We start from the raw sequence: 278 nt of genomic DNA on the forward strand, positions 1-278 counted from the left end.
TCAAGGTGTTAGCCCCTTCACAGTCTTTGTGAAGCCGAGGGCCTAAGCTTTGAGAACCACCGCTCGGAAGGCAACGACTACACCGGAATGGTATTCCGTACCTGCGACTATCGCCGCCGTTTTTGGCTTGGCCATTATCGTTTTAATTGCCATTGGGGCTTGGTAGGCAGGAGAGCAAGACTGCTTTCAAGCCGCTCGGGAGGCAAAGATGAACACACCCGAGGCTGTGCGATGCCCAAGATCCTGCTGGTCGAAGACAACGAGATGAACCGCGACAT

At 54.3% G+C, this 278-nt stretch carries 1 protein-coding gene; it reads left to right on the forward strand.

All coding sequences use genetic code 11. From position 1 onward, the window contains the following. Positions 1-87 precede the first annotated feature (87 nt). Positions 88-278: hypothetical protein (locus AC5ZG5_RS46595; RefSeq protein ID WP_496165620.1), on the forward strand; the 191-nt coding region annotated here is incomplete at its 3' end.

Source organism: Bradyrhizobium sp. Ses1 (assembly GCF_059512365.1).